Below are 5664 nucleotides of genomic sequence, written 5' to 3'. Positions count from 1 at the left end.
TGATTGCCGTGGTGCGTGTAAGTTATTCATCTGTTGCCGCTCGGCACGGCGGGCCTCCGCTTCCTTGATGGTTCGGGGTCGCTTGCCGGCGTGGTGGTGGTTTGAGAACTCAAGAGCGTGTTTGTACTACTTCTTTATAGTCAATGATTGCCAGTTCACTGCAGGCCTGGCCGGTTCGGCCGGGTTCCCCGGGAGGGGTTGAATTGGAGTGAGGTTTTTGTGAGAGTGGTTCCTTCCTTAAGGAACCGTCTCGTCTTTTTCTTATTTGAGAGTCATCTATTCGGATGTCTTTCCACGGAAGGTTTTTTGTGGAGGGTTCGATTCTGGCTCAGGATGAACGCTGGCGGCGTGCTTAACACATGCAAGTCGAACGGGATCCATCAAGCTTGCTTGGTGGTGAGAGTGGCGAACGGGTGAGTAATGCGTGACCGACCTGCCCCATGCACCGGAATAGCTCCTGGAAACGGGTGGTAATGCCGGATGCTCCAGTTGATCGCATGGTCTTCTGGGAAAGCTTTTGCGGCATGGGATGGGGTCGCGTCCTATCAGCTTGACGGCGGGGTAACGGCCCACCGTGGCTTCGACGGGTAGCCGGCCTGAGAGGGCGACCGGCCACATTGGGACTGAGATACGGCCCAGACTCCTACGGGAGGCAGCAGTGGGGAATATTGCACAATGGGCGCAAGCCTGATGCAGCGACGCCGCGTGAGGGATGGAGGCCTTCGGGTTGTAAACCTCTTTTAGCAGGGAGCAAGCGGGAGTGAGTGTACCTGTTGAATAAGCACCGGCTAACTACGTGCCAGCAGCCGCGGTAATACGTAGGGTGCAAGCGTTATCCGGAATTATTGGGCGTAAAGGGCTCGTAGGCGGTTCGTCGCGTCCGGTGTGAAAGTCCATCGCTTAACGGTGGATCCGCGCCGGGTACGGGCGGGCTTGAGTGCGGTAGGGGAGACTGGAATTCCCGGTGTAACGGTGGAATGTGTAGATATCGGGAAGAACACCAATGGCGAAGGCAGGTCTCTGGGCCGTTACTGACGCTGAGGAGCGAAAGCGTGGGGAGCGAACAGGATTAGATACCCTGGTAGTCCACGCCGTAAACGGTGGATGCTGGATGTGGGGCACGTTCCACGTGTTCCGTGTCGGAGCCAACGCGTTAAGCATCCCGCCTGGGGAGTACGGCCGCAAGGCTAAAACTCAAAGAAATTGACGGGGGCCCGCACAAGCGGCGGAGCATGCGGATTAATTCGATGCAACGCGAAGAACCTTACCTGGGCTTGACATGTTCCCGACAGCCATAGAGATATGGCCTCCCTTCGGGGCGGGTTCACAGGTGGTGCATGGTCGTCGTCAGCTCGTGTCGTGAGATGTTGGGTTAAGTCCCGCAACGAGCGCAACCCTCGCCTTATGTTGCCAGCGGGTCGTGCCGGGAACTCATAAGGGACCGCCGGGGTTAACTCGGAGGAAGGTGGGGATGACGTCAGATCATCATGCCCCTTACGTCCAGGGCTTCACGCATGCTACAATGGCCGGTACAACGGGATGCGACAAGGCGACTTGGAGCGGATCCCTGAAAACCGGTCTCAGTTCGGATCGCAGTCTGCAACTCGACTGCGTGAAGGCGGAGTCGCTAGTAATCGCGAATCAGCAACGTCGCGGTGAATGCGTTCCCGGGCCTTGTACACACCGCCCGTCAAGTCATGAAAGTGGGCAGCACCCGAAGCCGGTGGCCTAACCCGTTCGCGGGGGGGAGCCGTCTAAGGTGAGGCTCGTGATTGGGACTAAGTCGTAACAAGGTAGCCGTACCGGAAGGTGCGGCTGGATCACCTCCTTTCTACGGAGTTTTCAGGCCAGTGTTCGCTGGCCGGTGTGCGCCCCGCGGGCCGGATCGTCCGGTCGTCGTTCGGGGTTGCTGGTGTGGAAGAGATCATGGGCTTTCGGTCTGCCGGTCGTGCGGTGGCCGTGGAAGCGGTATGGATGCGCTTTTGGGCTCCCGGATCGCCACCCCGAGGCTTTAGTCTTGGTGCGATTCGCTGCCCATCATGGCGGGCGTGCGGGCTGGTTCCCGTGCGGTCTGGTCGTGGTGGTGCGTGGTGGCTTGAGAACTGGATAGTGGACGCGAGCAATTGGAGGAGCCATTTGTTGTGGTTTCTTCTTTTGCTGTCGATTTCGATTCGAACTCGAAACTTTGTTTTGTGTTCGTTCGATCGTTTAGTGTGATCATTTTTGATGTGTTGTGATGTGTCGTCTGGGAATTCGCTAGATTTGAATCATTGATTCTTGCCGGTTATGTGGCCGTGTGGCCGTGTTGCTTGCAAGGGCGTGTGGTGGATGCCTTGGCAGACAGGACCGATGAAGGACGTTGCAGGCCGCGATAGGCCTCGGGGAGCCGCCAAGCGGGCTTTGATCCGAGGATTTCCGAATGGGGGAACCCGCCAGCCGTCATGGGTTGGCACCGCCTTGTGCGGGGGGTACGCAGGGAAGTGAAACATCTCAGTACCTGCAGGAAAGGATATTCCGTGAGTAGTGGCGAGCGAAAGCGGATGATGGCCAAACCTCATGCGTGTGATACCCGTCGGGGGTTGCGTGTGGGGTGTTGTGGGAGCATGCGTGCCGGCGCCGACGCGTCGGCCGGCAGTGACAAAGCCGTGTGTCAGGGGAACCGGATTGGATGCCGGGCCGTAGAGGGTGATGGCCCCGTACCTGAACATGCATGGCCTGCCGGTCGTGTTTCCCAAGTAGCACGGGTCCCGTGGAACCCCGTGTGAATCCGTCCAGACCGTTGGATAAGCCTGAATATTCCTGTCTGACCGATAGTGAACTAGTACCGTGAGGGAAAGGTGAAAAGCACCCCGGGAGGGGAGTGAAACAGTCCCTGAAACCGTGCGCCTACGAACCGTCGGAGCCTCTTTGATGGGGTGACGGCGTGCCTATCGAAAAATGAGTCTGCGAGTCGTTGATGCGTGGCGAGCATAACCCGTGTGGGGTATGCGTAGCGAAGGCGAGTCTTAAAAGGCGTTTGAGTCGCGTGTCACGGACCCGAAGCGGGATGATCTAGCCCTGAGCAGGTTGAAGCGCGGGTAAGACCGTGTGGAGGACCGTACCCACCTGGGTTGAAAACCGGGGGGATGACTTGGGGCTGGGGGTGAAAGGCCAATCAAATTCCGTGATAGCTGGTTCTCTCCGAAATGCATTTGGGTGCAGCGTCGGTTGATTACATCCGGGGGGTAGAGCTACTGGATGCTTGCGGGCCCGTACTGGGTACCAACAGCAACCAAACTCCGAATACCCGTGATGCGTATTCCGGCAGTGAGTCGGCGGGGGATAAGCTTCGTCGTCGAGAGGGAGACAGCCCAGACCGTCGTCTAAGGTCCCTAAGCGCGTGCTAAGTGGGAAAGGATGTGGAGTCGCATAGACAGCCAGGAGGTTGGCTCAGAAGCAGCCATCCTTGAAAGAGTGCGTAACAGCTCACTGGTCTAGTGGTTCCGCGCCGACAATGTAGCGGGGCTCAAGCACGCCACCGAAGACGCGGCAACAGTTTTCTGTTGGGTAGGAGAGCGTCCTGCACGGGGCGAAGCGGCGGCGTAAGCCGGCCGTGGACTGTGTGGGAGTGAGAATGCAGACATGAGTAGCGAGAGGCGGGTGTGAATCCCGTCCGCTGGATGACCAAGGGTTCCGGGGCCACGTTCGTCGTCCCCGGGTGAGTCGGGTCCTAAGGCGAGGCCGACAGGCGTAGTCGAATGGATGAACGGGTTGATATTCCCGTACCGGCATCGAACCGACCGGACCGAAAGGGTGAGTGCTAACCTCCGGTCGCTTGTGATCCCGCTTTCGGGCGGGTGATCGGGCGGTCGTTGGGACCGTAGCCCCGGTAGGTGAGCGCAGGAGTGACGCAGGAGGGTAGCCGGCCGCGGAGGTGGTTTTCCGTGGTCAAGCGTGTGGCCCGTCCCCCAGGCAAATCCGGGGGGCATGTAGGGTGAGGCGCGATGATGGGGCCTTTTTGGCCGAATCCGGTGATCCCGTGCTGCCGAGAAAAGCTTCGGCGTCAGGCGCGGTGCCGCCCGTACCCCAAACCGACACTGGTGGTCAGGTAGAGAATACCAAGGCGATCGAGCGAATCCTGGTCAAGGAACTCGGCAAATTACTCCCGTTCCTTCGGTTTAAGGGAGACCCCCTCGCGTGAGCCAACTTGCTTGGGGAGCGTTGGGGGGTGGCACAGACCAGGGGGTAGCGACTGTTTACCAAAAACACAGGTGCATGCGAAGACGCAAGTCGCGGTATATGCACTGACGCCTGCCCGGTGCCGGAAGGTTAAGAGGATCCGTCAGCCCTTGTGGTGAAGCGGTGAATTCAAGCCCCGGTAAACGGCGGTGGTAACTATAACCATCCTAAGGTAGCGAAATTCCTTGTCGGGTAAGTTCCGACCTGCACGAATGGCGTAACGACTTCCCCACTGTCTCGACCAGGAGCTCGGCGAAATTGCAGTACGAGTAAAGATGCTCGTTAAGCGCAGAAGGACGAAAAGACCCCGGGACCTTTACTATACCTTGGTATTGGCATTCGGTGTGGATTGTGTAGCATAGGCGGGAGACTGTGAAGCGGTTGCGCCAGCAATCGTGGAGTCGCAAGGTGAAATACCGCTCTGTTCGCATTGGGTGTCTAACCACGACACGTGATCCGTGTCTGGGACAGTGCCTGGCGGGTAGTTTAACTGGGGCGGTTGCCTCCCAAAGAGTAACGGAGGCGCCCAAAGGTTCCCTCAGCCCGGTTGGCAATCGGGTGGCGAGTGTAAGTGCACAAGGGAGCTTGACTGCGAGAGCGACGGCTCGAGCAGGGACGAAAGTCGGGACTAGTGATCCGGTGCCGGTGTACGGACGCGGCATCGCTCAACGGATAAAAGGTACCCCGGGGATAACAGGCTGATCATTCCCAAGAGTCCATATCGACGGGATGGTTTGGCACCTCGATGTCGGCTCGTCGCATCCTGGGGCTGGAGCAGGTCCCAAGGGTTCGGCTGTTCGCCGATTAAAGCGGCACGCGAGCTGGGTTCAGAACGTCGTGAGACAGTTTGGTCTCTATCCTCTGCGCTCGTTGGAATGCTGAGGAGGCCTGCCCATAGTACGAGAGGACCTGGGTGGACGAACCTCTGGTGTGCCGGTTGTCGCGCCAGCGGCACGGCCGGTTGGCTACGTTCGGGAGGGATAACCGCTGAAAGCATCTAAGCGGGAAGCCTGCTCCGAGATTAGCATTCCGTAGGATCTTCGAATCCTTGTAGTCCCCATGGAGAACACGTGGTTGATAGGCCGGATGTGGAAGCCCTGCGAGGGGTGGAGCTGACCGGTACTAAGGGACGAGAGGCAACATACTTCACATCACCCTGTTGGGTGGGTGGGTTTCTTTGTTCTGCTGCGGGTTCCTTGGACGCATGGAATGCGTCAAGGATGGTTTCACTTTACTTTCGACAGCTTGTTTGTTTCGCGTCCGCTTTCCGGTTCCCTTGCCGCCACATGCCGGCGGGAGGTTTTCCTCTTGACCGTATAATCTAGGTTTTGCGGTGGTCATGGCCCAGGTGAGACGCCCGGTCCCTTTCCGAACCCGGAAGCTAAGGCCTGGCACGGCGATGGTACTGCACTCGATAGGGTGTGGGAGAGTAGCACGCCGCCGCAA

At 58.6% G+C, this 5664-nt stretch carries 3 rRNA genes; all 3 read left to right on the top strand.

Annotated features, from left to right (window positions below):
• The first annotated feature begins 305 nt into the window (after nucleotides 1-305).
• Nucleotides 306-1831 (top strand): 16S ribosomal RNA (locus G1C97_RS11830).
• A 470-nt stretch (nucleotides 1832-2301) separates the two neighbouring features.
• Nucleotides 2302-5364, top strand: a 23S ribosomal RNA gene (locus tag G1C97_RS11825).
• A gap of 183 nt (nucleotides 5365-5547) precedes the next feature.
• Nucleotides 5548-5664 (top strand): 5S ribosomal RNA (gene rrf, locus G1C97_RS11820).
• Together the 16S, 23S and 5S rRNA genes form the textbook arrangement of a ribosomal RNA operon.

It is taken from the genome of Bifidobacterium olomucense, assembly GCF_012932375.1.
GTDB classification, from domain to species: domain Bacteria; phylum Actinomycetota; class Actinomycetes; order Actinomycetales; family Bifidobacteriaceae; genus Bifidobacterium; species Bifidobacterium olomucense.
This window is presented reverse-complemented; position numbering and strand designations above follow the sequence as displayed.